Source organism: Pseudarthrobacter sp. B907 (genome assembly GCF_040137805.1).
In the GTDB taxonomy this organism is placed as follows: Bacteria; Actinomycetota; Actinomycetes; order Actinomycetales; family Micrococcaceae; genus Arthrobacter.
This window is the reverse complement of record NZ_JBEEQE010000025.1, coordinates 1-26804: the sequence shown is the minus strand read 5'-3', so window position 1 is coordinate 26804 and position 26804 is coordinate 1. Positions and strand designations below refer to the sequence as shown.

Sequence of the window (26804 nt, the reverse complement as noted above, 5' to 3'; positions counted from 1 at the left end):
GGCTGCCGGACCGGGCGATCCGGGTCCGGCAGCCGCCGTCGAATGGTCAGAAACTCCGGTCTACTTGACCAAGCCCTTGTCCTTGAGCCACGCTGCCGCGGCGTCCTTCGGGTTCTGCTTCTGGCTGCCGCCCACCGCGCGGTTGAGGTTGATCAGGTCCTCGGTAGTGAGCAGCTTGGAGACGGCGTTCAGGGCCTCCTTGGCCTTGTCCGTCATTTTGGCCTTGTTGTACAGCGGCAGGACCTGCTGGGCGATGAAGTTGTTCTTCGGGTCCTCCAGCACCATCAGGTCGTTGTCCGCGATGGCCGGGGTGGTGGTGTAGATGTCGGCCACCTGGACCTGGTCCGAGAGGAGGGCCTTGACGGTGACCGGGCCGCCGCCGTCGCTGAAGGGTTCGAGCTTCTTGGGCTCGCAGTTGTAGTTCTTCTTCAGGCCCGGCAGCCCGTAGGCGCGTTCGGCGAAGGTGGCCGGCGCGCCCACCACGATCTCGCTGCAGACCTTGGCCAGGTCCTCGATGGACTTCAGCTTGTACTTCTCCGCGGTGGCCTTGGTGACTACCATGGCGTCCTTGTCTTCGGCCTTGGCCGCATCCAGCACGGCGAGTCCGTCGGGGAGCTTGCCCGGCAGCGCCTTGGCGATGTCGGCGGCGGAGATCTCGGTGGCGGCCTTGTTGACGTGCAGCAGCAGGTTGCCGCTGTAGTCGGGGATCACGTCGACGGAGCCGTCCTGCACGGCCTTGAAGTAGACCTCACGCGAACCGATGTTCGGTTTGGTGCTGGCGGTGACGCCAGCGGCGTTGAGCGCCCCGGCGTAGAGCTCGGCGATGATCTGGCTCTCAGTGAAGTCGGCCGAACCGACCACGAGGGCGCCGCCGGCGCCGCCGGAAGAACCACCACTGGCAGGTGCCGACGACAGTGGGTTGGACGAGCCCCCGCACGCGGACAGGGCCAGGGCCAGGCCGACGCCGGCGGCCAAGCCGCCGAATGCGCGCCTGGCGAATGCAGGTTGGCGGTTTTCCTTCATGACGTACCTCCTTGAACAACAGCCTCCGCGGTCGCGGGGTCTGTGAGATGTACCGCGGCCTGCTGGCTGCGGTTCGGTTTGCGGGCGGCCCCGCGGGTGAGGATGAGCCGCTGGAACAGGACAAGCACCAGGTCGACGGCGATCGCGAGCCCTGCGATGAGCAGCGAGCCGCCGAGCATCTGCGGGAAGTCGGAGAGTACGAGGCCGTCAAAAAGGTACCGGCCGAGGCCGCCCAGGTTGATGTAGGCGACGACGGACACCGTGGCGATCACCTGCAGCACGCCGGTGCGGAACCCGCCGAACATGACCGGCAGCGCGTTGGGGAACTCGGCGCGGAACAGCACCTGCAGCTCGGTCATCCCCATGGCCCGGGCGGCGTCCACCACGTTCCGGTCCACGCTGGAGATTCCCGCGTACGTCCCGGCCAGCAGCGGCGGCACAGTCAGGATCACGAGCGCCCAGACCGGGGGCATCAGCCCGATGCCGGCCAGCAGGACAAAGAGCGTCAGCAGCCCGAGGGTCGGCAGCGCGCGGAGGGCACCGGCAAGGGCCACCACGGCCACCCGACCCCGGCCGGTGTGGCCGACATAGAGGCCGATCGGCACCGCGATGGCGGACGCAATCAGCATCACGAGCCCGGTGTACTGCAGGTGCTCGGCCAGCCGCACGGGGATACCGGCGCTGCCCGCCCAGTTTTCCGGGTCGGCCAGCCAGGCAAAGGTGTCGGTGAAGACGTCGCTCATGCTGACGCCCCCGCGGCAGATTCTGAAAGACGCCGGGCCGCGGCCGGCCCGCCGGGCTGGCCCGGCGAGCCGGCGCCGGCCCGGGTCCAGGGCGTCAGGAGCCGTTCCAGCAGCACCAGCACCGCGTCCATCAGCAGCGCCAGCACCAGGATGGCGACAATCCCCACCAGCACCTCGGTGACGAAGTCGCGCTGCAGCCCGGAAGTGAAAAGCATGCCAAGATTCCCGATGCCTAGCAGGGCGGCGACACTGACCAGGGAGATGTTGCTCACCGAGACCACCCGGAGTCCGGCGAAGAGCACGGGCAGCGACAGCGGCAGGTCGATCTGCAGGAACCGGGCCAAGGGTTTGAATCCCATCGCGACGGCGGCCTGCTGCAGGTCCTCGTCCACCGAGTCGAAGGCATCCAGGGCGGCCCGGACCAGGAGCGCGACGGCATAGATGGTCAGGGCCACAACCACGTTGACCGGGTCCAGGATCCTGGTACCCAGCACGGTCGGCAGGATGATGAAGAGCGCCAGTGAGGGGATGGTGTAGAGCAGCGAGGAGGCGGTGAGGACGACGGTGCGCAGGGTCCGGTTCCGGCGGGCCAGCTGGGCAAGCGGGATGGAAATCAGCAGGCCGAAGATCATCGGCAGGACGGCCAGGACGAGGTGCTGGCCGGCGAGGCTGAAGACCTGCCCGCTGTTGGCCAGGAACCATTCCATCAGCGCGCGCCCTGCCGGACCCGGCGGTCCGCTTCGATCAGGGCGAGCACTTCCGCCGCCGTGATCACACCGGCCACCCTGCCGTCCGCGTCCACGGCGACGCCGAGTCCGGACGGCGAGGACAGGGCGGCGTCCAGTGCCCGGCGGAGGGTCTCGCCCTTGTGGAAGAGCGATCCGCCCGGGACGGTGGCCGGGCCGGCGCCCGGAGCGCTCCAGCCGAGCGGCCGGCGCTCGTCGTCGACCACAAGCTGCCATTCGTCCGCGTCCGGGCCGCCGCCACGGGCGAGGTCGCCCGCGCGGACGGTGTGGACCGGGTGGACCGCGACGCCGTCGGACGGGCTGAACGCAAGGTGCCGGAAGCCCCGGTCGCGGCCCACAAAGGACGCAACAAAGTCGTTGGCCGGGGCGCGCAGGATCTCTTCCGGGGTGGCGTACTGTGCCAGCTTTCCGCCGGAGGCGAAGACGGCCACCTTGTCCCCCAGCACGGTCGCCTCGTCGATGTCGTGGGTGACGAACACGATGGTCTTGGCCAGGTCGCGCTGCAGCCGGAGCAGTTCCTTCTGCAGTTCGTCGCGCACCACGGGGTCAACGGCGCTGAACGGTTCGTCCATTAGCAGCACGGGAGGGTCGGCGGCGAGCGCGCGCGCCACCCCGACGCGCTGCTGCTGGCCGCCGGACAGCTGGGAGGGGTAGCGCCGGCCGAGCCCGGCGGCGAGGCCGACGACGTCGAGCAGCTCCTGCGCGCGCTTGCGGGACGCCGCCTTGGACACGCCGTTGAGCCGCGGGACGGTGGCGATGTTGTCCAGGACAGAGCGGTGGGGCATCAGCCCGGAGGACTGCATGACGTAGCCCATCGAGCGGCGCAGCTGCGCGGCCGGCACGGTGGTGACGTCCCGTCCGTCCACGGTGATGGTGCCCGACGTCGGCTCGACCATGCGGTTGATCATCCGCAGGGAGGTGGTCTTGCCGCAGCCGGACGGCCCGACGAAGACCGTGATGGCGCCCTTGTCGATAGACATGCTCAGATCGTCGACGGCGGCCTGGCCGCCCGGGTACTGCTTGGTGACGCTCTGGAACTCGATCATGGCCTCTGCCATTCCGGGCTTACCTAACTGTTGGCGGCAACATGGGACGGTCCAGCCAACTGATCATATGCATGTTGATTTTTAGCTGTAAAGCGGGTATGACCCAGCGTAGCTGGCGCCGCTGACCGACTCGGGGGAACGATTCGAAGAATCGGGTCCGATACGGCCAGCGGAGCCAGGGCTACCTGTGGCATTCGGCACCATTAGGGTTCCGGATGGGCCTGTTATTTCCGGCCGCTATTTGGCGCGGCCCTTGCCCTTTCCTTTGGCCCCTTCCCTGGCCCTGCGGGGCTGGTCGTGGCTGAGCCGTTCGGCGGCGCGCTGGCTCCGGCTGGCAACCACTACTTTCTGGTGCCACTCCCGCTGATAGGCCCGCCGGGCCGCCGCATCATGGCGCCGTTCCAATGCCGCCACTTCGCGCCGCATCTTGAGATAGCTCTCCCAGCGGCGGCCCTCCAGCTCGCCAGCCGCGAGGGCGGCTTGCACAGCGCAGCCGGGTTCGCGGCCGTGCGCGCAGTCAGCGAACCGGCACCGGGCGAAGAGGTCCTCAAGGTCGCCGAAAACCTCGTCCAGGCCATCCTCGGCATCAAACAAACCGAAGCCGCGCACCCCGGGCGTGTCCATCAGCACCGCCCCACCGGGCAGCGGCACCAGTTCCCGGGAGGTTGTGGTGTGCCTGCCCTTGCCGTCGCCTGCCCTCACCGCGCCCGTTTCCTGGGCCTCGAAGCCCACGAGCGCGTTGATCAGGGTGGACTTACCGGCGCCGGACGGGCCCAGCAACACGATGGTGCCGCCGGGCGGGAGATGCCCCAGCAGCTCATCGAGGCCGTCGCCGTGTTCGGCGCTGGTGGCGACCACCGCAACGCCGGCGGCCTGCAGCATAACCTGCCCGACGACGTCGTCCGCCACCTGCTTGAGGTCCGCCTTGGTGATCACCACCAGCGGGGTGGCGCCGGAATCCCAGGCCGCGACGAGTGTGCGCTCGAGCCTGTTGTGGGTCAGCGGGCGGTCCACCGGGACCACCACACCGACGAGGTCCATATTGGCGCCGAGCACCTGCGCCTCGGAGGAGGCCTCGAAGGCGCGCTTGCGGCTCAGCTCCGACCGGCGCAGCAGCACGCCCAGGATGGTGGGCTCCCCGGCCTGGTTGTTGCCGAGCCAGACCCAGTCGCCGGTGGCCGGGACTGTCCCGGCCCGCGGGTAGGGCAGGTGCGACTGTCCGTTGTGGTCCGCCACCAGGACGAGGTTGCGGTCCACCCGCACCACCCGTCCGGCGCCGGTGCCGCCCGGGACGGGATGGGAGAAGAAAAGTTCCGTGACGGCGTCGGTGAAACCGAAACGGACCGGCCCTTGGAGAGCCGTTTGTTGGCTGCGTTGAAGATTCAATGGAAACCCTTTGCTGGGCCCCGGAAAGTGCGCTGCCCGCTGCGGTCAGACGGACCGGTCAGCTGTGGTGGGCTAGGAAGTGCGGACGTGCGGGGCAGGAACAATGAAGTGGTTTGAGGTTGTGCGCGGTGCGCGCAGATCCGTTGCAGTCATCACTTCCACCTCCCCGGCTGTCTGGCGGCCGTCCCGGCCGCGGAGTCTCTAGGCTAGCCGCCCGCACCGCGGGTGGCTAGCGTTTTGTCACGCCAGTTTGCCGTCCAGGGGCCGCTCGCGGTAGAGGCGGAGCCCGGCATCCACCAGCGAGACCCTGTTCAGGGCGGCCACCTCGGCCAGCGGGATCCAGGCAGCGTGGGTGGTGCTGCCGCCCACCTCGTGCCGGAGTTCGCCGCCGCTGACGCTCGCCTCGTAGACCAGCCGCAGCGACTGGAAGTCGCGCTGGCCGCCGTCGAGCCGGGTCTCTGCCGGCCAGTGTCCGACGTCGATCCCCAGCAGGGCGCCGATCCGGGCGTCGTAGCCGGTCTCCTCCTGGATCTCCCGGCGGCACCCGTCCACCGGATGCTCGGCGAGGTCCAGGCCGCCGCCGGGCAGGGTCCAGCCTTCGCGGCCGCCTTGCTTCCAGTACGCCAGCAGGAGGCTGTCGTCGCGGACAATGACTGCGTAGGCGGCCGGGCGGGTGTCGAATGGGAGGGTCATTGAACCAGCGTAACGGCGCAGCGCCGCCCCTGCCGGATCTCCCGTCCGGGCCCTAGAGTTTGAGGGTGACCAACCTCGAAGTCCTTCCGCCCGAAGAAGTCTGCCCGGCCGCCCACAGTGTGGAGGGCGCCGCCAGCGGACCGTGCTTGCAACTGTGGCCGGCCCGTGAGGTCCCCCTCGGCGGGGTCCGCGCCATGAACGTCTCCCGGACGCTGCCGCAGCGCGGGCTGCCGACCGTGGGAGCGTGGTGTTTCCTGGACAGCTTCGGCCCGGACCGGGTGGCCATGTCGGTGCTACCGCACCCGCACACCGGGCTGCAGACCGTCACCTGGCCGCTGGCCGGCACCATCCGCCACCGGGACAGCGTTGGCAGCGACGTGCTGGTCCGCCCGGGGGAACTGAACATCATGACCGCGGGCCGCGGCGTCTCGCACTCTGAGTTCGCTGTGCTTCCCGCAGGCGGGGCTGAGCACGAACTGCCGCTGCAGCGCGGGCTGCAGCTGTGGGTTGCGCTGCCCGACGCCGAACGGCACCGTGCCCCGGCCTTTGAACAGCACCGCGAGCTGCCTGTGGTCCGCGGCGACGGATTCACGGCGACGGTCATCGTGGGGACCCTCGCGGGCGCCACCTCCCCGGCGACGGTGTACTCACCGATTGTGGGCGCCGACATCAGCTGCGCGGGCCGGATCAGCCTGCCGCTGGACCCCAGCTTCGAACACGCCGTGCTGGTGCTCGACGGGACCCTGTCGCTGGACGGCCAGGACGTGGCACCGGGGCCTCTCGGCTACCTCGGCACCGGGCGCAGCCGCCTGGATCTCGACGCCGCGCCGGGCACCCGCTTTGTGTTGCTCGGCGGCGAGCCGTTCGAGGAGGAACTGCTGATGTGGTGGAACTTCGTGGGCCGCAGCCACGAGGAGGTGGAGCAGTCGCGGCTGGACTGGGAAGCCCAGGCCGGGCTTTCGGACGACGACGCGGCGCGGGCGCGGTTCGGGCTGGTGCGCGGGCACGGTCCCGACGCCGGCGCCGAGGCCGGCCGGATCCCGGCGCCGCCGCTGCCAGGGGTGCCGTTGCGCCCCCGGCGCCGGCAGTAGTTGTGCGCTAGCCCTGCTCGGCGACGAGCTGGAGCACGCCGAACACCGGTTCCTGCTGCAGGACCCGGACATCGGTGATCCCGGCGCCGGCGAGGGCAGCGCGGAACGCGTCCTGCAGCCGCGGCACGTTCATGCCGAGGCCGCTGCCCAGGATCACCGGCCCCTCGATGCCCAGCTGCCGGACGGTCTGTTCGGCTAGGCCCGCGAGGTCGCGGCCGGCCTGCTCGATCAGCGCCTGGCTCGGTGCGTGGCCGGCGTCGGCCGCTTCGACGACGAGCCGAGCGCGCTGGGCCCAGAAGCGGCGGCCGGTCTGGGGCGAGTGGAACAGCGCAATCAGTTTGTTCGGGTGGTCCAGCCCGCAGGAGTCGAGCAGGGCGCGGGTCAGCTCATCCGGTTCCAGCCCCTGGTTCATCCGGCGCAGGCTGTGGCGCACCGCTTCGCGGCCCAGCCAGTAGCCGCTGCCTTCGTCGCCGAGCAGATAGCCCCAGCCGCCGGCCCGGGCCTCGTCGCCGTGGCTGTTCCGGCCCCACGCGGCCGAGCCGGTTCCGGCAATGACGGCGACGCCGGTGCTGGCACCTCCGGCGGCCAGCAGCAGGCGGGAGTCGTGGACCACGGTGACCTTGGCGCCGGGCACGTGCGGGGCGATCAGCGCGGCGAGCGCCGCGGCGTCGTCGTCGGTGTCGATGCCGCCGGAACCGGCGTAGACCTGGGCGACGTCTCCCCCGCCGATCCGGCCGAAGAGTTCCGCGAGGTTCCGGATGGCCTCGTCCTGGCTGACGTTCTGGACGTTGGCGCTGCCGACCGATTCGTCCGCCACCGGGGTTCCGGCCTCGAAGCGGACCCCGCGGGTCTTGGTCCCGCCGATATCGAGTCCGATCACGGCACCGGAGGCGGCGGAGGCGGAGACTGCCGGCGCGGGAGGGATGTCAGAATGGGTCACTTGGACAGCCTACTGAATCACTGGCAGGAGTAAGCAATGCCGCACAGTCTCTTTGGTACCCGGGTCATCGCCGCCCCGATGGCGGGCGGGACGTCAACGCCGGCCTTCGTGGCAGCCGCGCATGCGGCCGGGGGCGTGGGCTTCCTGGCGGCCGGGTACAAGGGCGTTGCCGCCATGCAGGCGGACATCCACGCCACCCGTGAATCGGGCGCGCGGTTCGGCATGAACGTGTTCGTCCCGGATCCGGACCAGCTGGCGCCGCCCGCGGCTGCCCTGGCCGCACTCGAGGAGTACCGGCTCAGCCTGCATGCGGACGCCGCGCGCTACGGTGTGGAGCTGCCGCCGTTGCGGCTCGATGACGACGACGAGTGGCAGGGCAAGATCGACGCCCTCCTGGCAGACCCGGTGGAGCTGGTCAGCTTCGCGTTCGGGCTCCCCGGCGCGGAGTTCGTCCGGGCCTTGCAGCGGGCCGGGTCGGCGGTGCTGGCCACGGTCACCTCGGTGGCGGAGGCCCGGCAGGCGGCCGAGCAGGGCGTGGACGCCCTCGTGGTGCAGCATGCGTCCGCCGGGGGCCACAGCGCGGCGTTCTTGCCGGGTTCAGCGGCTCCGGGTTCCGCGGCTCCGGGCACGACGGCGGAGCTGGTCGCGGCGGTTCGCGCCGCCGTCGCGCTCCCCCTCGCGGCGGCCGGCGGGATCATGGACGCCGCGGGCCTGGACCGGGCGCTGGCCGCGGGGGCCGAGGCCGGCCAGCTGGGCACCGCCTTCCTGCGCACGGACGAGAGCGGCGCCCGGCAGCTGCACAAGAATGCGCTGGACAGCCCGCACTTCACCCAGACCGAACTGACCCGGGCCTTCACCGGACGCTCGGCCCGGGCGCTGGTCAACGAGTTTGTCCGGGACCACCCCGACGCGCCCGAGGCCTACCCGGCCGTGCACCACCTCACCGCCCCGCTGCGGGCAGCCGCTGCTGCCGCCGGGGACCCGGAGAGGCTGAATCTCTGGGCAGGGACCGGCTGGCAGCAGGCGCGGGCCGGGTCCGTCGCGGAGGTCATGGCGGGGCTGCTGGGCTGAGGCGGCGTCGCCGGTCCGCCCGCTCGCGGCTTCGCTCCGGGCTCGCCGCGCGGAAACGTCGAGTCCGGACGGAACACGCGAGCGAACAACGGCGACGGCGGGCGGCTGAGGCGCCGGGGGTCCGTTCAGTTGCCGGAACGGCCGCGGACAAAGCCGGCCAGCAGCGCCGGGCCCTCGCTGAGCACCAGTTCCCGGAACAGCCGCACCGGGTCCGGCTCGGCGTCCGCTCCCCCGCGCCGCTCCCGCCAGGCCAGGCCGATCTCCCGGAAGGCCAGCCGGGAGTCCAGCGCGAGTTCCACCCAGCCCAGCTCGCCGGGCTGCGCCGGGGTGTGGCGTCCAGGCGCCAGCCCGCCGGGCGGGAGGATGCTGACGCCGAGTCCGGCCGAGACGAGTCCCCTGGCGGTGTGGGAGTCCTGGCTTTCGAACGCGATGCGGGGCCGGAAGCCGGCTTCCCGGAACAGTGCGTCCGTCAGCGAGCGCATGCCGTAACCCGGTCCCATCGCCACGAACGGGTCGTGCCGGATCTCCGCGAGCCGGGCTCGGCGGCGCGTGGCCAGCGGGTGCGAATGGTGCACCACCAGCCGGAGTGGTTCCCGGTAGAGGCCGGCCGAGGAGATCAGCCCGCTCGGCGCCGCCAGGGGCGCGGTCAGGGCCAGGTCGGCGTCGCCCGCGGCCAGTTCGGCCAGGCAGCCGTCCCGCGCGCCCTGGCTGAGGTCAAAGGCCGGCTGGGGATGCCGTTGCCGGAACGCGCTGATCAGCAGCGGCAGCATCGCCTCCCCGAAGGTGTGCTGGAAGGAGACCGCGATCCGTCCGCGCACCACCTCGGACTCGTGCCGGACCAGGTCCAGCCCGGCCTGGAACTCGCCCAGCGCCGCCTCGATGTGCGGCAGGAGCGCCTTGGCCGCGGCGGTCAGCCGCACGCCGCGGCCGTCGCGGATCAACAGCTCGGTGCCGATGATGGTGCCGGCCCGCGCGACTGCCCGGCTTACCGTGGACTGGGGCAGCCCCAGCACCTCGGCGGTCGCGGTGATGTGCTGGGTACGGCCGAGCTCGGCAAGCAGCGGCAGCAGGGGCAGCAACTGGACCAACTGCTTGTGCTCCACGTCCATGGCACCCAGCTCCTCAATCGTTCCAAATTTGCTATTGATCCTATAGAAAACATGCATTGGAAGCATGTCTTTCGGGCGCCTAGTCTGGTGGAATGCCCCGCCTCCCGCTCAGCTCCTCCCCCGCCGCAGCCAGTGCCGGGGCGGCGGCACTCGCCGGCAACCCCGGGTGGGCGGGCCATCCCAAGGGATCGGCGGCCTACCGCCGGATCCTCGCTGGCCTCGCCTTCGCCGGCGTCGCCACCTTCGCCCAGCTCTATTCCACCCAGGCCGTGCTGCCGCTCATCGCCGGCGAGCTGCAGGTGACGGCGGCCGAGGCCGCGCTGACCATCTCGCTGGCCACCGTGGGCCTGGCTGTGACTGTGCTCCCGTGGTCCTTCCTCGCCGACCGGATCGGCCGGGTCCGTGCCATGGCCTGGGGCATCTCCGTGGCCACGGTGCTGGGGCTGCTTGCCCCGCTGGCACCGAGCTTTCCGGTCCTGCTGGGCCTGCGGATGGCTGAGGGCATGGCCTTGGGCGGCATCCCGGCCATCGCCATCGCCTACCTCAACGAGGAAGTCAACAAGGCTCATGCCGCACTGGCCGCCGGCACCTACGTCGCCGGCACCACGCTCGGCGGGCTGGCGGGGCGGCTCGTCGCCGGCCCGGTCGGTGAACTGTGGGGCTGGCGGGCCGCAGCGCTGGCGGTTTCCGCCATGGCCACGGCCGCGGCCGTCCTGTTCCTGGTCCTGGTGCCGCCGGCCCGGAACTTCACCGCCGCTGCCGCCGCCGGTTTCCACGGCGCGCTCACGACGCTGTCCGGCCATGCCCGGAATCCGCGGCTGCTGGCCATCTACGTCCAGGCGTTCCTGCTGATGGGGGGCTTTGTGGCGGTTTACAACTACCTTGGCTTCCGGCTCTCCGGCGAGCCGTTCAGCCTGCCGGCCAGCCTGATCAGCCTGATCTTCCTGGCCTACCTCTCCGGCACCGTGTCCGCCCGCTGGGCCGCCGGCCTGACCGTGCGCTTCGGCCGGCGCAATGTGCTGGTGGCCGGCACCGTGCTGATGGTCGCCGGCCTGGCGCTGACCCTGACCCAGCTGCTGGGCCTGATCCTGGTGGGCCTGCTGCTGTTTACCGGCGGATTCTTCGCCGCCCACAGCATCGGCTCCGGCTGGACCGGCGTGATCGCCAGCACCGGCCGCGCGCAGGCCGCTTCGCTGTACAACCTCGCGTACTACCTGGGCTCGAGCGTCATCGGCTGGGCCGGCGGCTTGCTCTTCCAGTCTCTGGGCTGGGCGGCCCTTGCCCTCGCGGTGGTGGGGCTGGCCTGCACGACGGCGGTAATCACCGCCGTCGTGCATCCCGCCGTGGCACCGGGCTCAGCCCCGGCGGGGACGGCAGCGCTCTAGCGGGTTGCCTCGAGGGCCTGGACCAGGTCCGCCACGATGTCGGCCGGATCCTCCAGTCCTACGGACAGCCGCAGCAGGCTGGCGTGCGGCTTGGCCTCTGCGGCCACCGGCCGGTGGGTCAGCCCCGCGGGGTGCTGGATGAGGGTATCGATGCCCCCGAGCGAGACGGCATGGGTGATCATGCTGACGGCGGCCGGGACACGTTCGGCGTGCTCGGCGCTGGCCAGCTCAAACGCCACCAGCGACCCCGGGCCCGCCATCTGCGTTCCGATCAGGCCCCGCGGATCGCACTCCGGCAGGCCCGGAAAGAAGACCCGGCGGATCAGCTCGTGCCCAGACAGGGCGGCCGCGACCTTCTCGGCGCCGGCCTGCTGCGCCCGCACCCGGACCGGCAGGGTGGCCAGCCCGCGGTGCAGCAGGTAGGCAGGCCATGGCGTCAGGATGCCGCCGGTAATGGCGCGGATCTGGCGCAGTCGGACGGCCCACTCCGGGGAAGCGGCGACGACGCCGCCCATAGCGTCGCCGTGGCCGCCGAAGAACTTGGTTGCGCTGTGCAGCACCATGGCTGCCCCGTGCCGGTAGGGCTGCTGGAGGATGGGGGTGGCGAAGGTGTTGTCCACCAGCAGCGGCACCTCGTCCGCGGCGGCGGCCGCGGCGGCAATGTCCACGAGCTCCAGGCTCGGGTTGGCCGGGGTCTCCAGGATGACCAGTCCGGTGTCGGGGCGCATCGCCGCGCGGATGCCATCTGGGGTGGTGAAGGTGACCTCGGTCCCCAGCACTCCGGAGGCCAGCAGGTGGTCGCTGCCGCCGTAGAGCGGGCGGACCGCCACCACGTGCTTCTTCCCGGTGGCGACGACGGCGAGCAGCACCGCGCTCAGGGCGGCCATGCCGGTGGCAAAAGCGACGGCTTCTTCCGTGGCCTCGAGCAGGGCGACGCCTTCTTCGAAGCGGGCGACGGTCGGATTCCACAGCCGCTGGTAGACCGTGCTCTGGCCGTCCAGGTGCGGGCCGCCGGTGGCCATCTGTTCGTACGCGAGGCCGCCGTCGTGGACCGAGGGCAGCGGGGCCGTGGTGGAGAGATCGATCGGGACTGCGTGGACGCCGAGTTCCGTGAGTCCGTTCCGGCCGGCATGGACCGCCAGCGAGTCTTGAGAAAGCACCGTACTCCTTTGAATATTCACCGTTGAATGCGGTAAGTATCTGGCACTAATTCGGACTTTTGTAGAGGCTGTGAATGGAACTGCCGGAAAGCGCCGTTTATGATGAACTCACACCACATCAAGGAGGATCCGTGAGCAGCCCCACGAAGAATGTTCGGCCCGGAACCGGCATCAGCGAACCCCTGGACGCCATTGACGAGCGCCTGCTCGCCGCACTGGTCGCCGATGCCCGGATCTCCAACAAACACCTGGCCGAACTGGTGGGGATTGCCCCGTCCACGGCCTTGATGCGCACCCGGGCGTTGTCCGAGCGCGGGATCATCCAGGGCTTTGAAGCCAAACTCAGCCTGGCCGCCGTGGGCCGCTCGGTGCAGGCGCTGATCGCGGTCCGGCTGCGTGCCCACGACCGCGAACAAATCGACCGTTTCACCGCCCGCGTGCCCAAACTGCCCGCCGTGCTTTCCACCTTCCACACCTCTGGCTCGGTGGATTACCTGCTGCATATCGCCGTCGCCACCACCGAGGACCTGCGCGACTGGGTGCTGGACAACCTGGCGACGGATCCGGTGGTGGGCCACACCGAGACCACCCTGGTGTTCGACCACATTCAGGGCAACCACGGACCGCTGCCGGACTAGCCCCGGGCGGGTCCGGCGTTGGTAGCACCCGGGTGACGGGTGTGGTTCCGATGCCGGTCCGGGGGGACATGCCCATTCTTCGTGCCGGTCCGGTGGGACATGCCCATTCGTCGGGCCGGCCAGGTGGGACATGCCCATTCTTCGTGCCGGAGGGTGGACATACCGGCACTATGTCCATTGCTCGCGCCCTACACCGGACATGTCCCTGGGCGACCGACGGACATGCCCATTCCCCCTGCCGGCCTGGTGGGACATGCCCATTGTTCGCCCCGGCGCTGGGGCTTAGTTCAGGACAACTGGCCGCCGACGGCGCCGGGCGCCCTCAGGCAGGCCCTCAGGCCTGCGTCCGCAGGGCGTTCCGCAGCGTGAGCGCCGCGAGGCCGAGCGCAACGACGGCGCAGAGCCCAACGAAGCCTGCCACGGCCGTCTGCAGGCCGACGGCGCCGGCGGCCAGGCCGAGCCCGATCACCGGCAAGGCACTGCCGAGGTAGGTGATCACGTACACGGTGCTGATGATCTGGGCGTGCCGGGACGCCTCCACCTTCCCCGCCACATCGTTGAACACGGTGCGGAAGGAGACGCCCTGGCCGAGCCCCGCGGTAATGCTGGCCGCAATCAGCAGCCACGGGCTGCTGATCGCCGCGGCCGCAGCGATGAGCAGCACGGACACGGCCAGCAGGGACAGCCCGGCGGGCACCACAAAACCGCCGCGCACGGCAAGGAGCTGGCTCAGCGCCGAGGCTGCCAGGGTCAGCCCGGCGAGGAGCCCGATCAGGGGACGGGAGTCCGCGTGGACGATCTGGGCGAAATAGCCCGGGGCCAGCGAGAGGCAGAAGCCGAAGACGGCGAAGCTGAGGAACCCTACGGCCGAGGCCAGCCAGAACGCGCCGCGGGCCTCGCTGGAGACGGAGGGGCGGCGGGGCGCGAGGACCTTCAGCGGCTGCTGGCCGGCGACCGAAGTGATGGCGGGACGGGCCTTGAGCAGGTAGAGCGGCACCAGCAGCGCCAGCAGGACAACGGAGTGCAGGTAGTACGGCGTGGAGGTGGGGCCGGGGAGGACGGAGAGCACTCCGCCGATCGCCGGCCCGGCCGCCACGCCGCCGGCGGAGGCCAGCAGCGTGAACCTTGAGGCCCACTCGGGCCGGCTGGGCAGCAGCTCGCGCAGGGCGGCGGAACTGGCGCCGGTGGCCAGCGCCACGGCGGCCCCCTGCAGCGCGCGGCCCGCACACAGCGCCAGCAGGCTGTCCGCATTGGCAAAGACGAAGCCGCCGGCGAGGCCCACCAGCATGGCCAGCAGCAGCGCGGCGCGGCGGCCGATGTGGTCCGACCAATGCCCGGCGAGGATCAGCGTGGCCACGAGCGCCAGCACGTAGGCGGAGAAGGCGACCGTAACGTCCAGGGCGGTGATGCCGAGCTTGGCCTGCAGCAGCGGATACAGCGGGGTCGCGAGGTTGGCGCCCACCAGGAGCGTGAAAATCACGACGCCGGCCATCACCAGCCGCGCGGTGACGGAGGCGTCCCAGCCCCAGCGTTCTGCCGTGGCCGGGCGCATGCGAAGTTCGCTGAAGACGGTCATGTCGCTGCCCCTGCTGCATCGAAGCGGGCCGCACGCGCTCCCTGTGGGGAGGCGCCGGCCCGGTGAAGTTTGATACCTCCAGAGTGGGGCAACGGTGAACTTTCAGGCCAAGTTTTGTGCCAAGATTGAGCAAAACCATCAATCGCAGCCTGTCAGCATGAACCGGAGTGACGATTTGAACAGCCTGGACCCCACCGACCTGAAGATTCTGCTCGAACTGATCAAGGATCCGCGCATCCAGATCGGCGAACTCAGCGATGTCCTGGGCATCGCCCGGAACACCGCCCAGTCGCGGGTGCGCCGGATGCTGCGCTCGGGCCTGCTGCACGACGGCGGCCGGGAGATCGATCTGGAGGCGGTGGGCTACGACGTCGTCGCGTTCGTCACGATCGAGGTGAACCACCGCGAACTCGACGGCGTGGTGGGCGCGCTGCGCCTGATCCCCCAGGTCCTCGAGGTCCACGAAATCTCCGGCCGCGGCGACGTCTGGTGCCGGGTGGTCGCCACCGACACCCACAACCTTCAGTCCGCGCTGCGGTCCATCCTGCGGATCAAGGGCGTGATCCGAACCGAAACCGTGCTCGCCCTGCACACCCACATTCCCTACCGCACCGAGCCGCTGATCAGCCGGCTGGCCCAGGGCAGCGCACTGGCACCCGGCCGGTCCGCGTCGCGCCGGGCCGGTGCCGCGGAACCGAGCTAGAGACTGGATAATGAGCCGGTGACTATCATTGACAACGCCGTCTACGTCGACGGCGTGCGCCGCGCCGAGCCGAGCAGCCTGGAACAGACCGTCGAGACCCTGACCGAACACGGCGGCATGGCCTGGATCGGCCTGTACCGCCCGACCGAAGAGGAAATGGCCGCCGTCGCCGCGGAATTCGGCCTGCACGGCCTGGCGGTGGAAGACGCGATCTCCGCGCACCAGCGGCCCAAGCTGGAACGCTACGACGACAATCTGTTCACCGTGCTCCGGCCGGCCCGGTACCTGGACGACACCGAAACCGTGGAGTTCGGCGAACTGCACGTCTTCACCGGCCGGAACTTCGTGGTGACGGTCCGGCACGCCGAAACGGCCGTCGTCGGCCTCGTCCGGCGCCGGCTGGAGCAACGCCCGGACCTGCTGTGCCACGGCCCCGAAGCCGTCCTCTACGCCCTGATGGACCAGGTGGTGGACGACTACGGCCCGGTCGTGGCCGGGCTGGAGAACGACATCGACGAGATTGAGGACCAGCTCTTCAGCGGCGATCCGCTGGTGTCCCGGCGCATCTACGAACTCGCCCGCGAGGTCATCCATTTCCAGCGTGCCATCCACCCGCTGCCAGCCATGATGGCGCACCTCCGGCGCGGATTCGAGAAGTACGAGGTGGACACGGAGCTGCAGCACAGCCTGCGCGACGTCGAGGACCACGTGGAGCGGCTGATCTCGCGCGCCGACTCCTTCCGCGAGCTGTTGCAGAATGCGCTCACCCTGGACGGCACCCTGACCGCCAACCGCCAGAACGAGGCCAGCGCGGAACAAAATGAGCAGGTCAAGAAGATCTCCTCCTGGGCCGCCATCTTCTTCGCGCCGTCCTTTGTGGCCGGCGTGTACGGCATGAACTTCGACAACATGCCCGAGCTGCACTGGACCTACGGCTACCCGATGGCGATCGGCCTGATGGCGGCCACCGCGGCGCTTATGTACGGCATCTTCAAGCGCAAGGGCTGGCTCTAGCCGGACCCGGCGCCCCGTGTAGTCTGGCGTCATGAGCGCGCGGCGGGACCGGTTCCGGCACATCGTGGAGACCTTGAGCAGGCACGGGCTGGGCTTCGCGGTGGGCCATCTGGGCCTGGACCGGCTGCACCTGCCCGGCCGCCCCGCACCGCTGCGTGCCGGACCCAGCGGCGTGCCGCTGCCGGCCCGGATCCGGCTGACGCTCGAGGACCTGGGCGCGGTCTACATCAAGTTCGGCCAGATCGTCTCCACCCGCACGGATGTGCTCCCGCCGGAATACGCCGCCGAACTGGCCAAGCTCCAGGACGCCTCCCCGCCCGTTCCCGCCGGGCAGATCCGCGCCGTCCTCGCCGACGAGCTCGGGCCCCGCGCGGACCGGCTGCTCGCGGACCTGCAGGACGTTCCGCTCGCCACCGGCTCCATCGGCCAGGTGCACGAGTCAACGGTTGAAGCGCCCGGCGGCGGCAGCGACGACGTCGTTGTCAAGGTCCGGCGCCCCGGCGTCGTGGCACAGGTCAACGAGGACCTGGAGATCATGGCCGAACTCGCCAAACGGGCCGAACAGGCCTCGGGGACGATCGCCGGCTACCACGTTTCGGCGCTGGTGGACGAATTCTCCCAGACCCTGCGGGCGGAGCTGGACTACCTGCAGGAGGCCCGGAACGCGGAGCAGTTCGCCGAAAACTTCGCCGGCGACAGCCGCGTCCATATCCCCCGTGTCTTCTGGGACACCACTACCTCCCGTGTCCTGACCCTCGAGCGTGTCCGCGGCATCAAGATCAACGACGTCGAGGCCCTGCGCGCCGCGGGGATCGACGCCGGCGGCCTCGCCGTCACGGCGTGCAACATCCTACTCAAGATGGTGTTCGAGGACGGCTTTTTCCACGCCGACCCCCACCCGGGGAACTTCTTTGTGGAACCCGACGGGCGCCTCGGCATCATCGACTTCGGCATGGTGGGGCAGATCAGCGACACGGCACGGTGGAACCTGGTCCGGGTGCTGCTGGCCGTCGTCGAACAGGACGCCGGCCGCCTCACCACTGCCATGGTGCAGCTCTGCGGGGCGACGGAGGCCGCGGACGCAAGCGGCCTGCAGGCGTCACTGGGCCGCCTCGTAGGCCGCTACGCCTTTCGTCCGCTCGCCCAGGTGCCGATCGTCCCGGTGCTGACCGAGCTGGCCGGGCTGCTGCGCGACCACCGGCTCCGGCTGCCGCGCGAGACCGCCCTGCTGGTGAAGATGCTGATCATGGCGGACGGACTCGGCAAGCAGCTCAATCCGGAGTTCGAGCTTACCGCCCAGCTGGCACCGTTCACGCGCAGGATCCTCCTCGGCTCGCTGTCCCCCGAGGCGCTGGCATCGCGGTTGAAAAAGCTCGGCTGGGAGGCGCTGCAGTTCGGGACGGAGGCGCCGGAGATGGCGCGCCGGCTGCTCGAGGTGCTCGAGCGTGGCGGGCTGGACGTCCACTTCCGGGCAGACGAGCTGGACCGGCTGCTGGACAAAGCCGAACGGACCGGCAACCGGATTGTGGCAGGACTGATCACGGCCGCCCTGATCGGCGCCGTGGGGGAACTCGTGTCCGTCCAACCGGAGCGCTGGCGGGGCTGGCCAAAAGCCCTCGTCACTGCCGGCCTGGGCGGGGTCGGCGCCCTCGGCGGCTACTTGGCCGTCACCTCCCGGCACCGGCGGCGGCGCTAAGCCGTTCCACCGCGCCGGCGCGCGCGACGGCGGCGCAGGGCAGGGCAGCTACACCGGGCCGGGAACAGCTCAGGGCTCAGCTCGTCCCGCGGCGGTTGCGGGCCAGCGCCACAAGACGCAGGAAAGCCAGGACGAAGCAGGCCTCGATCAAGCCCATCAGTCCGAGCCAGAGCCACTGCGCGTGGCCGATGAAGTAGATCGCCCCGAGCGCGACCAGCACACTGCCGAGGACGAGGGCGTAGACGGCGAAGCCGAAGGCCACCCGGGCGCTGCGCACGCCCGTCCGGAAGCCAAAGCCCAGCGGCTCCCCGCCCGGGTGGCCACCCACGCGGTCCTGCGCGGCCGGCGGGAGCCGGTCGAATTCCTCCCACGGATCAGGCCCGTGTTCGCGCCGCTGTTCGGCCATGGTCCTATTATCCCGCGTTATCCCGCGGCCTAGGCGGCCCGCTGCCCGACCTCGCCGGGGCCGGCACCGGCGGCGCCGAAGATGAGCTGGCGGGTGGCGATCTTCTCGGTAAAGAACCGGTCATGGCTGACCACCACGACGGCGCCGGGGAAATGCAGCAACGCCCGTTCCATCACCTGGGTGCTGGAGAGGTCCAGGTGGTTGGTGGGTTCGTCGAGCAGCAGCACCGAGGCGCCGGAGAGCAGGCACTGGGCCATGGCCACGCGCGCCTTCTGGCCGCCGGAGAGGTTGCCGATCTTCTGCTTGAGGTCCGCTTCGGAGAACTGGAACATCGCCAGGAAGCGGTTGACGGACTTCTTCGTGGCGCTGAACGCCAGGCTGTCCGGCAGCGCGTTGACCGCGTGCGAGACGGTGTCGCCGTCGTCGAGCTCGTCCAGCATCCGGTTGTAGGACACGAAGCCGGGTCCTTTGGCCCACGCCACCTCGCCGGCGTCGGCCTGCTCCTCGCCGGTCAGGACCTTCAGCAGGGTGGATTTGCCGCTGCCGTTGGCGCCGAGCACCGCGATCCGGTTGCCCTTGCGGATTTCGAAGCTCAGGTCCTCGAACAGGAGCTTGTCGCCATAGGCCTTGCCCAGCCCCTGCACCCGGCAGAGCACGTCCTTGACGTGCAGCCCGCCGTAGATCTCGGTGACGATCTGGTCCACGGGACGGGGCGTGCGGGACTTCTTGATTTTGGCCAGCTGGTTGCCCAGCCCGCGGCCGGCGGCCTTGGCGGCTTCGCGGCGGTCGGCGATCCCCTCGGCTTCAAAGGCGAGCAGTTCGGATTCGTGCACGAACTGCTGCTCGAGGGTCTTGAGCCGGAACTGTTTCTGGATGACGTATTCGCCGAAGTTTCCGGGGTATTCGTGCAGGTGGTAGTTCTCCACCTCGATGATCCGGGTGACGACTGCGTCCAGGAACGTCCGGTCGTGTGAGACGATCACGGCCGCTCCCTTGAAGTCGCGGAACCAGTTTTCCAGCCATTCGACGCCGGCGACGTCGAGGAAGTTGGTGGGCTCGTCGAGCAACAGCACGTCCGGTCCCTCGAGCAGGATTTTCGCCAGCGCCGCCCGGTTGCGCCAGCCGCCGGAGAGCGCATCAATCGCACAGTGGCGGTGGGCGTCGTCGAACCCCAGGGTGGTCAGCACGGTGTCGATGCGGCGCGGGTAGTCCCAGCCGTCCAGCCGGCCCATGTCCTCGAAGAGTGCGGCCTGCCGCACGATCAGCCGGTCCAGCTCGTCGGCGGCGGGGTCCCCGGCGATGGCGGCGTCGATGGCGGCCAGTTCGGCCTCCACGGCCTTGATCTCGCCGAACAGGCCGTCGAGCACCTCGGTGATGGTCGATTCGCCGTTCAGCTCGGAGAACTGGGAGAAGTAGCCCACCGTGGTCCCGAGTTCGATGCTGACCGTGCCGGTGTCCGGGGCCACCTGGTCGAGGATCAACTTCAGGATGGTGGTCTTGCCGGATCCGTTCTTGCCGATCAGGCCCACCCGGTCCCCGGGTTCGAGCCGAAAGAAGGCCTCGCGGAGGATCTGGGTGTTGTCGAAGCGGACGCTGACGTCATGCAGCCGGATCAGGCTCACTAATGCTGTCCTCTCAAGGAATCCTGCCCGGCGGGCGGGCGGGGAGGCTTGCGGAAGCCTCGCTTCAGACTATCCGGTATCGGCGCAGCGGCCGGACACTGGGACGTCCGGGCACGGGCGCGGGACGCTGCCGGGAGCAACAAAAAAGCCCTGCACCGCGCCCTTTTCACGGGGTCGGTGCAGGGCTTTCCGGGCAGGGGGGCTACTTGCCGGACTTGCCTGACTTCTCGTGTGCGGCCTTCGGTGCGACGGCGGGCGCAGGAGCGGGTTCCGACGTGGTGTCCTTTGCGCCGTAGGAAGGCTCCGCCGGGGTCGCGGCGTGCTCGCTGCGGTGCTCGGCGGCGTTGGCGAGGCCGGCCGCGCGGTGCGCAGCGGCGTTCTCGTGGGCCCAGGCGCTGTTGCCGCCTTCCGAGGATTCGCCCTTGGCGTCGGAATCGGCTTCGTCGGCCTCGTCCTCGGCCGGCGCGGTTTCGGTGGGTGCCGGCGCAGGAGTCGTCTCGGTGGGTGCCGGCGCCGGGGTGGTCTCGGTCGGGGCCGGGGCAGGGGTGGTCTCGGTCGGCGCGGGGGCCGGCGTCGTGGCGGTCGGGGCCGGGGCCGGCGTCGTGGCGGTCGCCGTCGGGTCCGGGGTGACGGTCGCGGTCGGGTCGGAGATGAGTTCGGTCGCGGTGGCGGCCATGGCGGCGCCCGCACCGCCCGTAACTACGACGGCGGCGACAACAGTGGCCTTGCCCGCGGTGCCGAGGGCGCTGAGCCAGGTGAAGATTCCTGCCAAGGGGTGGTCCTTCCAGAGTGCGTGTATTGAGGCTGGCGGATGGTGCCGCACAGCCAGCCGCGGGCAACGTTACCTAACGGAAGGCGGGGTTTCCGGCGAAGTGGGAATTCCTGCGGAAGTCCTTGGCAAAAATGACATCCGCGCACCGCCTGCCAGACCATCCGGGCTTTCGGGGCCGTTCAACGCGGATCCAAACTTGTTTCGACCAATTGCTACTTGAAGTCTTCACAGTAAGCATGCTTATGATGAGGTTGCGGTCGGAGCGATTGGCCGCCAACCTGAGGAGGAAACAGCATGGGACTAGGTGACAAGATTCAGAACGCTGCCGAGAAAGCTGGCGGCAAGGGCAAGGAAGCCGCCGGAAGCGCCACGGGCGACGAGAGCCTTCGCGCCGAAGGCAAAGCTGACCAGACCAAAGGTGACTTGAAGCAGGCCGGCGAGAAGGTCAAGGACGCCTTCAAAAAGGACTAGTCTGCACCCAGCCGAAGGGCGCACCACAAAAATGGTGCGCCCTTCGCTGTGCCTCGACAATGCGGACGCCCCGCATACGGTGTTGCTGGCTGGCTTCCCAGCAACAGCCAGTACCATGGCTGGGTCCGTGCGTCCCCGGAGAGGTAGCCACATTGCGTAACGATTTGCCGGGCCGGGAAACCGGCACGCCCGCCCCGTACCCCGGGCATGGCACTTTGGTTGAAAGCAGCCTTAATCATCATGGCCGGCGGCGTCCGCGCTGGCTGAAAGTCTCCGGCGTCGTGGCTGTAGCGTTCCTGGTCGCTGTTGTCGCGTTCGGCGGCTACTGGCTTTGGCGGCTCCAGTCCAACATCAGCACCTCGGCCCTTGGCGCCGGTGGTGTGCGGACCGAAGGTCCCGTCGATGACAGCAAAGACCGGCTGCAAATCCTCGTCCTGGGCAGCGACACACGCAGCGGCAAGAACGGACAGTACGGGTCCGCGGCCGATTCCTCGGGCTACGGTCAATCCGATGTGATGATGCTGCTGGACATCTCGGCGGACAACAACCACGTCAACGTCGTCAGCTTCCCCCGGGACCTGCTGGTGGACGTCCCGGCCTGCCGCGACCGCGCGACCAACCAGGATCATGCGGCCCGTCCCGGGGCCATGATCAACAGCGCCATGGCAGAGGCCGGAATTGGCTGTGCCGTGGACACGGTGAACAAGCTCACCGGGCTCGAAGTGGACCACTTCATGATGGCCGACTTCAACGCCGTGAAGGAACTCTCCAACACAGTCGGCGGCGTTGACGTCTGCGTCGCTTCCGCCGTCAACGACCCCGATTCCGGCCTCCGTCTGCCCAAGGGCACCTCCCAGGTGCAGGGCGAGCAGGCCCTGGCTTTCCTGCGGACCCGCCACGCGTTCGCCAACGGCGGGGACCTTGGCCGGATCAAAGCCCAGCAGTCCTTCCTGGCTTCGCTGACCAGGAAACTCAAGGCCGACGGCACCCTGGGCGATCCCCAAAAGGTCCTCGGCATTGCCGACACCATGACCCAGAACCTCACGGTCGACGACGGACTGGCCTCCGTCCCGACCATGCTGACCCTGGCCGGCCGGCTCAAGAACATCGACCCTGCCAAGGTTAACTTCATCACCGCCCCGACCGTGCCCGCCGCGTCCGATCCCAACCGGCTGAGCCTGGACGAACCCGCCGCGTCAAATCTCTTTGCTGCCCTGCGCCGCAGCCCCGACCTGTCCCAGCCTGCGCCGTCGTCGGAAGCAGCGGCCGAGGCGTCCAGCGCGCCCGCGGCACCGGCCTATAACAAGGCCCTTCAGCCGGTCACCCTCGCCAACGGCACCAACCTGCCCGGCAGGAGCAGCGAGATCGGGGGGCTCCTCACTGGGGCCGGGTTCACCAAACTGGCCCGGATTCAGGCCCAGCCGCGGCCGCAAACCATGGTCTACTACGGCGCCGGCTTCGCCGATGTCGCCTCCGACGTCGCTGCACTGTTCGGCCTGCCGCCGTCGAGCGTCCAGCAGGTAGCCGGCGTCCACGGCGTTCAACTCTACGCCGGCCAGGACTTCACCGCCGGCGTCAAGCCGTCAGCCCCAGCGTCGGATGCCGGCGGAGCGGTCTCCCAGACGGCCAACGAACAGACCTGCCAAGCTACCAGCCAGTGAGGCTAGGCAGCTAGGCCGCCGGGCCTGCTGGACCTGATGCCCGGCGCGCTCCTGCCGGGCGCGCGTGACGGGGAGGAGCATGCCCGCCATCTTGATTACCAGGTCCTCCGTCGACGGCCAGGGGGTACAGCGTTCCGACGTGCAGGGGCCGCCGATATTTAACCGCGGCTACACCGGAGCTTCACCCAGTGCTGGCACACTGCCACAGGGGGCCTGCACATCAAATCTTAGGAGCAGTTCATGCCCGGTCTCGAACGTAGACGTTTCCTTCAGCTCGCGGGCGCTGGTGCTGCCAGCACCGCGATCGCCGAATTGCTCGGCCAAAGCGTTGCACGCGCTGCCTCAATCCCGGCCAACAGGGCCACCGGATCGCTCAAGGACGTTGAGCACGTGGTGATCTTTATGCAGGAGAACCGCGCTTTCGACCATTATTTCGGTACGTTGAAGGGAGTGCGCGGGTTTTCGGATCCACACCCCGCCGTCCTCCCGAGCGGTAAGAACGCGTTCCACCAGGCCAACGCCACCCGCGACATTACTCCTTTCCATCCGGACGCGCCGAACCTGGGCCTGCAGTTCATGGAGGATCTGGACCACTCGTGGAAGATGACCCACGAGGCGTTCAATGACGGTAAGTACGACAAGTGGCTGCCGGCGAAATCCGATGCGACCATGGCCTACTACGAGCGCCAGGACATCCCGTTCCATTTCGCCCTCGCCGACGCGTTCACGATCTGCGACCAGTACCACTGCTCGGTTCTCGGCCCGACGGACCCCAACCGCTACTACATGTTTGCCGGCGGGGACGACCCGGACCGGAAGGGCGGCGGTCCTGACCTGTGGAACGAGGAAAAAGGGTACTGGTGGAGCACGTACCCCGAGGAACTCGAGAAGGCCGGAGTCTCGTGGAAGATCTACCAGGACATCGGCGAGGGCCTCGATCCGGCGCACTACGAGGGCTGGACCGACGACGCGTACATCGGCAACTACGGGGACAATTCGCTCCTGTACTTCAAGCAGTACCAGGACGCGAAGCCCGGCTCGCCGTTGTACGAGAAGGCCCGCACCGGCACGAACGCCAAGGCCGGAGACGACCTCTTCAGCATCCTCCGCAAAGACGTGACGTCGGGAACACTGCCGCAGGTGTCCTACATCGTGGCCCCCGAAGCCTACACGGAACACTCGAACTGGCCGCCGAACTTCGGCGCCTGGTACGCCGCCAACATCCTGGACATTCTCACCTCGAACCCGGAGGTGTGGAGCAAGACGGCGGTGCTGTTCATGTACGACGAAAACGACGGATTCTTCGACCACGTCGTTCCGCCGCACCCGAACACCCCCCAGATTCCGGGCGGATCCACGGTCTCGACGGCCGGAGAGTGGTACGACGGCAGCCCCACCTTCTACGGCAGCAAAGACACCCCGGGCCACTTTGGCCTCGGGGTCCGCGTGCCAATGATTGTCCTCTCGCCCTGGAGCATGGGCGGCTGGGTCTGCTCCGAAACCTTTGACCACACCTCGATTGTCCGCTTCCTTGAAGCCCGCTTCGGAGTGGCCTCGCCAAACATCACACCCTGGCGCCGCGCGGTCAGCGGCGACCTCACCAGTGCGTTCGACTTTTCCGCAACCGCCGGCGCGGCGCCAGCCATGCCGGACACGTCGGCGTACAAGCCGGCCGACCACCAGCGCCACCCCAGCTACGTTCCGACCCCTCCGGCGACCAATTCGATGCCGTCGCAGGAGAAGGGAACGCGTCCGTCGCGTCCGCTCGGCTACGCCCTCGAGGTCGAGACGAAGATCGAAGGCGGCAAGCTGACCGCCCGCTGGGCGAACCGGGGCACCCTGGGGGCACACGTGCAGGTCCGTTCCAACCTGCTGCCGCAGGGTCCGTACTCCTACACGATCGGTGCAGCCGCCTCACTTGACGCGTCCTGGGCGCTCGGCGCGGAGTACGACGTGCACATGCACGGCCCGGCCGGCTGGTTCCGGCGGCTCGCCGGAACCACCGCCTCCGCGGATGTCCGCGTCACGGTCACAACCGACGGCAAATCGCCGCACGCCCAGTTCCGGATTGAGAACACCGGTCCTACGAGTGCCGCCCTCACCCTCAGGGACGCCTACGCCGCTGGTACCCAGACGCTCTCGCTCACCCCGGGCCAGAGCAAGACCGTCGTCATCCCGACCCAGGGCGGCTGGTACGACCTGACCATCACCTCCGCCGAGGACTCAAAGCTCGTCCGCGTCCTCGCCGGGCGGCTCGAAAACGCCCGGCAACTCACAAGCGACCCCCAACTCGGCCGGTAACCGCGCCGGCAACTCCGCCCCGCTTTGCTTTTCCCGAGAATTAGGCGCCCGCTGGTGGGCGCAACCCGAAAGGACCATCCAATGCTTAATATCCTCAAGAGCCGGAAGGCGGGCGCGACGGCGCTGGCTGCCGCCGTCGCGCTCACCGGACTGGCAACCGTCGGTGCGGCTGCACCCGCGGATGCGCACACGACTTCGGACACTGCGGCGCAGGGAAACGGCCAGAACGGCCCCGACCATGTGTTCGTCATCATGATGGAAAACCACGGCTACGACCAGGTCATCGGCAACACCGCTGACGCCCCGTACATCAACACCCTCGCGCAGCGCTACAACACCGCGACGAACTACCACGGTGTGACCCACCCGAGCCTGCCCAACTACCTGGCCACCATTTCAGGAAGTTCGCAGGGCATCTGGGACGACTGCAAAGCCGGCGCCAACGTCACCTGTGCGCCTGAAGAGTTCGTCCCCGGATCCGGCGACCCGGGAGCCACCGGTCTCCTCACCCAGGAACAGGTTGCCAGCGCCTCCGCCACCCCGCACATGTTCTCGGGCAAGACCATTGTTGACCAGCTCGAAAACAAGGGCCTGAGCTGGAAGGCCTACATGGAAAGCCTTCCCAGCGCCGGCTCCCAGGTCGAGTACGCGCCCACGATCGGCTCCTCGACGGTCAAGTTGTATGCGCAGAAGCACAACCCGTTCATGTACTTCTCGAACATCAACTACCCGGGCAGCCCGCGCCTGCAAAACATCGTGCCCCAGGAGAACAACCTGAAGAACGACCTGGCCAGCGGCAACGTGCCGAACTTTGTCTGGATCAGCCCGAACCAGTGCCACGACATGCACGGGGTTTCCTCCTCGGGGGCGGCTCTGGTCGACCAGCCCAAGTGCGGTTACCCGGACTCCGGCCTTGACCACGGCGCGATTCAGCTCGGCGACAGCTATGTCAAACAGACCGTCCAGCAGATCATGGACTCGCCAACCTGGAAGACATCCAAGTCCAGCATCGTCCTGGCCTGGGACGAGAACGACTACTCCGGATCCACCGGCGGCCCGGGCAGCCCGGTCGGGCAGAACGGCGCCGTCCTCGGCGGGGGCCATGCACCCACGATCGTGATCAACTCAGCCGAGGGACCGCACAAGGCAACCAACCAGCTCTCCGACCACTACACCCTGCTCTCCACCATTGAGCACATGTGGCACCTTGGCTGCCTGGCCAACACCTGCTCGCCCACGACATCGGGCACCTTCGAGGAGCTCTTCCACCCGTGACCTAGACAGCTCAAAAGCGCCCCGTAAGTCAGCAGTACGGGGAATCCGGATCCACATAACGGGAGGGCCCCAAGGCCCTCCCGTTTGTCGGATCGGGCTGCGGCTGCCTCACCACATGTTCCAGAGAAGGTTGCGGTGGCCGCCGTGGCCCATCATCGGCATCCATCCGGAAACTCCGGCTCGGCCCTTATCGGCAAAAGCCCTCCAGCCCGGGATTCCCGCGGGCCGAAGGGCTTTCTTTGTGGAGCTAAGGAGATTCGAACTCCTGACCTCTTC

24 protein-coding genes are annotated in these 26804 nt (G+C 69.0%); 11 read left to right on the top strand and 13 right to left on the bottom strand.

Going from position 1 to position 26804, the window contains the following annotated elements; translation table 11 throughout:
• Positions 1 to 60: 60 nt before the first annotated feature.
• From ABLI39_RS16835 to ABLI39_RS16810, 6 genes are all read right to left on the bottom strand, one after another.
• Positions 61 to 1023 (bottom strand): ABC transporter substrate-binding protein, encoded by a 963-nt coding sequence (locus ABLI39_RS16835; RefSeq protein WP_349414706.1) that lies wholly within the window; start codon positions 1021 to 1023, stop codon positions 61 to 63.
• Positions 1020 to 1766, bottom strand: a complete 747-nt coding sequence (locus ABLI39_RS16830) for an ABC transporter permease (protein ID WP_349414705.1) — start codon at positions 1764 to 1766, stop codon at positions 1020 to 1022. Before ABLI39_RS16830 ends, ABLI39_RS16835 begins: the two co-directional genes overlap by 4 nt.
• Positions 1763 to 2473, bottom strand: coding sequence for an ABC transporter permease (locus tag ABLI39_RS16825; RefSeq protein ID WP_349414704.1), 711 nt, complete (start codon positions 2471 to 2473; stop codon positions 1763 to 1765). The genes ABLI39_RS16830 and ABLI39_RS16825 overlap by 4 nt, the downstream gene beginning before the upstream one ends.
• A complete protein-coding gene (locus tag ABLI39_RS16820; RefSeq protein WP_349414703.1) occupies positions 2473 to 3570 on the bottom strand; it encodes an ABC transporter ATP-binding protein in 1098 nt (365 codons plus the stop codon). Before ABLI39_RS16820 ends, ABLI39_RS16825 begins: the two co-directional genes overlap by 1 nt.
• Before the next feature lie 225 nt (positions 3571 to 3795).
• A complete protein-coding gene (gene rsgA, locus ABLI39_RS16815) occupies positions 3796 to 4944 on the bottom strand; it encodes a ribosome small subunit-dependent GTPase A (protein ID WP_349414702.1) in 1149 nt (382 codons plus the stop codon).
• A 240-nt stretch (positions 4945 to 5184) separates the two neighbouring features.
• Positions 5185 to 5637: an NUDIX hydrolase gene (locus ABLI39_RS16810; RefSeq protein ID WP_349414701.1), complete on the bottom strand. Its 453-nt coding sequence runs from the start codon at positions 5635 to 5637 to the stop codon at positions 5185 to 5187.
• Positions 5638 to 5702: 65 nt separating this feature from the next.
• On the opposite strand from ABLI39_RS16810, the gene ABLI39_RS16805 reads away from it, so the two are divergent.
• On the top strand, positions 5703 to 6728 hold the full coding sequence (locus tag ABLI39_RS16805; protein WP_349414700.1) for a pirin family protein: 1026 nt from the start codon (positions 5703 to 5705) through the stop codon (positions 6726 to 6728).
• Positions 6729 to 6735: 7 nt separating this feature from the next.
• Here the strand turns inward: ABLI39_RS16805 and ABLI39_RS16800 are convergent, their stop codons facing one another.
• Entirely contained in the window at positions 6736 to 7668 is a 933-nt protein-coding gene (locus tag ABLI39_RS16800) for an N-acetylglucosamine kinase (RefSeq protein WP_349414699.1), read from the bottom strand.
• 36 nt (positions 7669 to 7704) lie between these two features.
• Here ABLI39_RS16800 and ABLI39_RS16795 point away from each other — a divergent pair, with 36 nt between their 5' ends.
• The gene (locus tag ABLI39_RS16795) at positions 7705 to 8739 is read left to right on the top strand and encodes a nitronate monooxygenase (RefSeq protein WP_349414698.1); all 1035 of its coding nucleotides are present in this window, start codon (positions 7705 to 7707) and stop codon (positions 8737 to 8739) included.
• A 125-nt stretch (positions 8740 to 8864) separates the two neighbouring features.
• Here the strand turns inward: ABLI39_RS16795 and ABLI39_RS16790 are convergent, their stop codons facing one another.
• A complete protein-coding gene (locus ABLI39_RS16790) occupies positions 8865 to 9848 on the bottom strand; it encodes a LysR family transcriptional regulator (RefSeq protein ID WP_349414697.1) in 984 nt (327 codons plus the stop codon).
• A gap of 92 nt (positions 9849 to 9940) precedes the next feature.
• Between ABLI39_RS16790 and ABLI39_RS16785 the strand changes: the two genes are divergently transcribed.
• Positions 9941 to 11233, top strand: coding sequence for an MFS transporter (locus ABLI39_RS16785; RefSeq protein ID WP_349414696.1), 1293 nt, complete (start codon positions 9941 to 9943; stop codon positions 11231 to 11233).
• Here the strand turns inward: ABLI39_RS16785 and ABLI39_RS16780 are convergent.
• Complete coding sequence (locus ABLI39_RS16780) at positions 11230 to 12393, bottom strand: trans-sulfuration enzyme family protein (protein WP_349414695.1); 1164 nt, start codon at positions 12391 to 12393, stop codon at positions 11230 to 11232. The genes ABLI39_RS16785 and ABLI39_RS16780 overlap by 4 nt on opposite strands.
• A gap of 131 nt (positions 12394 to 12524) precedes the next feature.
• On the opposite strand from ABLI39_RS16780, the gene ABLI39_RS16775 reads away from it, so the two are divergent.
• Positions 12525 to 13031: an Lrp/AsnC family transcriptional regulator gene (locus ABLI39_RS16775; RefSeq protein ID WP_349414694.1), complete on the top strand. Its 507-nt coding sequence runs from the start codon at positions 12525 to 12527 to the stop codon at positions 13029 to 13031.
• A 334-nt stretch (positions 13032 to 13365) separates the two neighbouring features.
• Here ABLI39_RS16775 and ABLI39_RS16770 read toward each other — a convergent pair whose 3' ends face one another.
• Positions 13366 to 14607: an MFS transporter gene (locus ABLI39_RS16770; protein ID WP_349414693.1), complete on the bottom strand. Its 1242-nt coding sequence runs from the start codon at positions 14605 to 14607 to the stop codon at positions 13366 to 13368.
• A gap of 157 nt (positions 14608 to 14764) precedes the next feature.
• Here ABLI39_RS16770 and ABLI39_RS16765 point away from each other — a divergent pair, with 157 nt between their 5' ends.
• The 3 genes from ABLI39_RS16765 to ABLI39_RS16755 are packed head-to-tail and all read left to right on the top strand — an operon-like array spanning position 14765 to position 18020.
• Positions 14765 to 15310: an Lrp/AsnC family transcriptional regulator gene (locus ABLI39_RS16765; protein WP_349414692.1), complete on the top strand. Its 546-nt coding sequence runs from the start codon at positions 14765 to 14767 to the stop codon at positions 15308 to 15310.
• 18 nt (positions 15311 to 15328) lie between these two features.
• Positions 15329 to 16324: a magnesium/cobalt transporter CorA gene (gene corA / locus ABLI39_RS16760; RefSeq protein WP_349414691.1), complete on the top strand. Its 996-nt coding sequence runs from the start codon at positions 15329 to 15331 to the stop codon at positions 16322 to 16324.
• A gap of 31 nt (positions 16325 to 16355) precedes the next feature.
• Entirely contained in the window at positions 16356 to 18020 is a 1665-nt protein-coding gene (locus tag ABLI39_RS16755) for an ABC1 kinase family protein (protein ID WP_349414690.1), read from the top strand.
• Positions 18021 to 18096: 76 nt separating this feature from the next.
• On the opposite strand, the gene ABLI39_RS16750 is transcribed toward ABLI39_RS16755, so the two are convergent.
• The 3 genes from ABLI39_RS16750 to ABLI39_RS16740 form a co-directional block, all read right to left on the bottom strand.
• Positions 18097 to 18426, bottom strand: coding sequence for a hypothetical protein (locus ABLI39_RS16750; protein WP_349414689.1), 330 nt, complete (start codon positions 18424 to 18426; stop codon positions 18097 to 18099).
• 29 nt (positions 18427 to 18455) lie between these two features.
• Complete coding sequence (locus tag ABLI39_RS16745; RefSeq protein ID WP_349414688.1) at positions 18456 to 20048, bottom strand: ABC-F family ATP-binding cassette domain-containing protein; 1593 nt, start codon at positions 20046 to 20048, stop codon at positions 18456 to 18458.
• A gap of 202 nt (positions 20049 to 20250) precedes the next feature.
• Positions 20251 to 20820 carry a hypothetical protein gene (locus ABLI39_RS16740; protein WP_349414687.1) on the bottom strand — a complete coding sequence of 190 codons (570 nt, stop codon included), beginning with the start codon at positions 20818 to 20820 and terminating at the stop codon, positions 20251 to 20253.
• A gap of 294 nt (positions 20821 to 21114) precedes the next feature.
• Here ABLI39_RS16740 and ABLI39_RS16735 point away from each other — a divergent pair, with 294 nt between their 5' ends.
• The 4 genes from ABLI39_RS16735 (at position 21115) to ABLI39_RS16720 (ending at position 26528) form a co-directional block, all read left to right on the top strand.
• On the top strand, positions 21115 to 21291 hold the full coding sequence (locus tag ABLI39_RS16735; RefSeq protein WP_138768652.1) for a CsbD family protein: 177 nt from the start codon (positions 21115 to 21117) through the stop codon (positions 21289 to 21291).
• A gap of 152 nt (positions 21292 to 21443) precedes the next feature.
• A complete protein-coding gene (locus tag ABLI39_RS16730) occupies positions 21444 to 22952 on the top strand; it encodes an LCP family protein (protein WP_502935245.1) in 1509 nt (502 codons plus the stop codon).
• Between the two features lie 240 nt (positions 22953 to 23192).
• Positions 23193 to 25253 carry a phosphocholine-specific phospholipase C gene (locus tag ABLI39_RS16725; RefSeq protein WP_349414686.1) on the top strand — a complete coding sequence of 687 codons (2061 nt, stop codon included), beginning with the start codon at positions 23193 to 23195 and terminating at the stop codon, positions 25251 to 25253.
• Between the two features lie 81 nt (positions 25254 to 25334).
• Positions 25335 to 26528, top strand: coding sequence for an alkaline phosphatase family protein (locus ABLI39_RS16720; RefSeq protein WP_349414685.1), 1194 nt, complete (start codon positions 25335 to 25337; stop codon positions 26526 to 26528).
• Positions 26529 to 26804 lie beyond the last annotated feature (276 nt).

What these genes read in the sequence shown, in the direction of transcription:
- ABLI39_RS16835 (WP_349414706.1), bottom strand. Translation starts at nt 1,023, where the DNA reads ATGAAGGAAAACCGCCAACCTGCATTCGCCAGGCGCGCATTCGGCGGC.
- ABLI39_RS16830 (WP_349414705.1), bottom strand. Translation starts at nt 1,766, where the DNA reads ATGAGCGACGTCTTCACCGACACCTTTGCCTGGCTGGCCGACCCGGAA.
- ABLI39_RS16825 (WP_349414704.1), bottom strand. Translation starts at nt 2,473, where the DNA reads ATGGAATGGTTCCTGGCCAACAGCGGGCAGGTCTTCAGCCTCGCCGGC.
- ABLI39_RS16820 (WP_349414703.1), bottom strand. Translation starts at nt 3,570, where the DNA reads ATGGCAGAGGCCATGATCGAGTTCCAGAGCGTCACCAAGCAGTACCCG.
- ABLI39_RS16810 (WP_349414701.1), bottom strand. Translation starts at nt 5,637, where the DNA reads ATGACCCTCCCATTCGACACCCGCCCGGCCGCCTACGCAGTCATTGTC.
- ABLI39_RS16795 (WP_349414698.1), top strand. Translation starts at nt 7,705, where the DNA reads ATGCCGCACAGTCTCTTTGGTACCCGGGTCATCGCCGCCCCGATGGCG.
- ABLI39_RS16790 (WP_349414697.1), bottom strand. Translation starts at nt 9,848, where the DNA reads ATGGACGTGGAGCACAAGCAGTTGGTCCAGTTGCTGCCCCTGCTGCCG.
- ABLI39_RS16785 (WP_349414696.1), top strand. Translation starts at nt 9,941, where the DNA reads ATGCCCCGCCTCCCGCTCAGCTCCTCCCCCGCCGCAGCCAGTGCCGGG.
- ABLI39_RS16770 (WP_349414693.1), bottom strand. Translation starts at nt 14,607, where the DNA reads ATGACCGTCTTCAGCGAACTTCGCATGCGCCCGGCCACGGCAGAACGC.
- ABLI39_RS16765 (WP_349414692.1), top strand. Translation starts at nt 14,765, where the DNA reads ATGAACCGGAGTGACGATTTGAACAGCCTGGACCCCACCGACCTGAAG.
- ABLI39_RS16755 (WP_349414690.1), top strand. Translation starts at nt 16,356, where the DNA reads ATGAGCGCGCGGCGGGACCGGTTCCGGCACATCGTGGAGACCTTGAGC.
- ABLI39_RS16750 (WP_349414689.1), bottom strand. Translation starts at nt 18,426, where the DNA reads ATGGCCGAACAGCGGCGCGAACACGGGCCTGATCCGTGGGAGGAATTC.
- ABLI39_RS16735 (WP_138768652.1), top strand. Translation starts at nt 21,115, where the DNA reads ATGGGACTAGGTGACAAGATTCAGAACGCTGCCGAGAAAGCTGGCGGC.
- ABLI39_RS16725 (WP_349414686.1), top strand. Translation starts at nt 23,193, where the DNA reads ATGCCCGGTCTCGAACGTAGACGTTTCCTTCAGCTCGCGGGCGCTGGT.
- ABLI39_RS16720 (WP_349414685.1), top strand. Translation starts at nt 25,335, where the DNA reads ATGCTTAATATCCTCAAGAGCCGGAAGGCGGGCGCGACGGCGCTGGCT.